At 68.2% G+C, this 1,640-nt stretch carries 2 protein-coding genes; both read left to right on the top strand.

Annotated elements, in window-relative coordinates; all coding sequences use genetic code 11:
* Positions 1-640: 640 nt before the first annotated feature.
* On the top strand, positions 641-1,171 hold the full coding sequence (locus ABT299_RS52630) for a GntR family transcriptional regulator (RefSeq protein ID WP_500255474.1): 531 nt from the start codon (positions 641-643) through the stop codon (positions 1,169-1,171).
* Entirely contained in the window at positions 1,168-1,575 is a 408-nt protein-coding gene (locus ABT299_RS52625) for a GntR family transcriptional regulator (protein ID WP_500255473.1), read from the top strand. The genes ABT299_RS52630 and ABT299_RS52625 overlap by 4 nt, the downstream gene beginning before the upstream one ends.
* Positions 1,576-1,640: the final 65 nt, after the last annotated feature.

Below are 1,640 nucleotides of genomic sequence, written 5' to 3'. Positions count from 1 at the left end.
GCCGATCTGGTGCAGCACTTCGGGCGTAGTCGGGGCGCGGTGCGCTCGGCGCTGCTGCGGCTGGGCCTGGTCGAGCGGGCGGCGTCGGCTCCGGGAGCTGCACCGGTTCGGCATGGCCAGTGAGCTGGGCCGTTACTGGCGCGATGGCGAGCAGCCGGCGGCCGTGCCCTGCGCGGTGGGCTGAGCCTGATCGGGGACAAAGCGCGGCTGCCGGTCGCGGAACTTCGCGCGGCTCGCCGATGGGAACGCGCCGGGGGTGCGCTGGGTGCGCGTGACGGCGGACAGGTCGGCGGGAGGGCGTCACGGCGTCGGAGGGCCGAGCCGAGTGGGGTAGGGGCCCCGCTCGGTCTCGTGCCCGTCCGGGCGCCGGTGACCGCCCGATCCGCCGGGTACTGCTCCGGCGGTCAGCGTCACCCGAGCGGCCCCGAAGCCGCGTCCATCGGCCCACCATGCGCGAAGGCGCGCGCCGCAACGGCGCGCGCCTTGACCTAGTAGGGAAAACCCTCACACACGATGCCGACCACGGGCGGTTGCCGGACATGCTGTTACCTGCGCATGATCGGCAAGTCTGCTCCCGCGAGGACGAGCGTGCCCATAATGGTTTTCGCGAGAAGTGCTCGACCTGGAAGGGTGAAGTGTCGTGTGGGTTGTGAGTTCACTGCCCTACCTGTCCCCTCGACAGCAGGGCCAAAGTGACGCCTGGTCGGAGGAAGCCGCTCAGGCTGGCAGGGTAGGCACGCAGCGGTTGCGGGGAGTGTCGGCAGAGGTCCCGCCTTCGGAGGTGGCGTCGGCGCTTGGCCTGGTGTCGGGCGCTATGGCGGTGGTGCGCCGTAGGACAATGCTGCTGGACGGAGAGCCGGTCGAACTGACGGACTCGTGGTACCCGATGGAGGTCGCGGGCGGGACCGCCCTGGCCGACACGGGAAAGATCAAGGGTGGCGCCGTGACCTTGCTTGCGGACCTGGGCTACCGGGTGCACGAGGCGCGAGAGGACATTGTGTTCCGGGGCGCCACGGCCGATGAGGCTGCCGAGTTGGCATCGCCGGTTGGAACGCCTGTGATCGTTCTGTCCCGGACCTGCCTGAACACAGAAGGGGCGGCGTTCGAAGCGTCGGTCATGGTGATGCTCGCGGAAGGCCGTCACCTGCGGTATCGGCTGGTCGCGGGTTGACGACGTTGACGCAACGCGCAGATGACCGGCCGCCGTATGAGCAGATGGCAGCGGAAATGCGGGCTCGGATCATGGCGGGAGACCTGGCGCCGGGAACGCAACTGCCGTCCACGGCGCATCTGGTCGCGGAGTTCGGCGTCTCCAACACGACAGTGCAGAAGGCGCTCGCGGTGCTCAAGGCAGAGGGCTACCTGACGAGCCGCCAAGGCAAGGGCGTGTACGTCCGCGACCGCCAGCCGTTCCGGGTAGAGGTCGGCGCCTACTTCGCACCCGCTCCTGGTGGGTACTCCTACGAATTGTTGGAGGTTGGGGAGGTTCCGGCCCCGAATGCGGTCGCCGCTGCGTTCAACATCGCTGACGGCGATCACGTGCTACTAGGCCGTGTCTCGAAGTCGGGTGTGTGACGGTGTGTCGTGATCTCTAAGTAGAGAGGTCTCCGGTAGATGGGTTCATCGACGAAGAAGAACCT

This window comes from Spirillospora sp. NPDC000708, from assembly GCF_040299565.1.
GTDB lineage: Bacteria > Actinomycetota > Actinomycetes > Streptosporangiales > Streptosporangiaceae > Spirillospora.
This window is presented reverse-complemented; position numbering and strand designations above follow the sequence as displayed.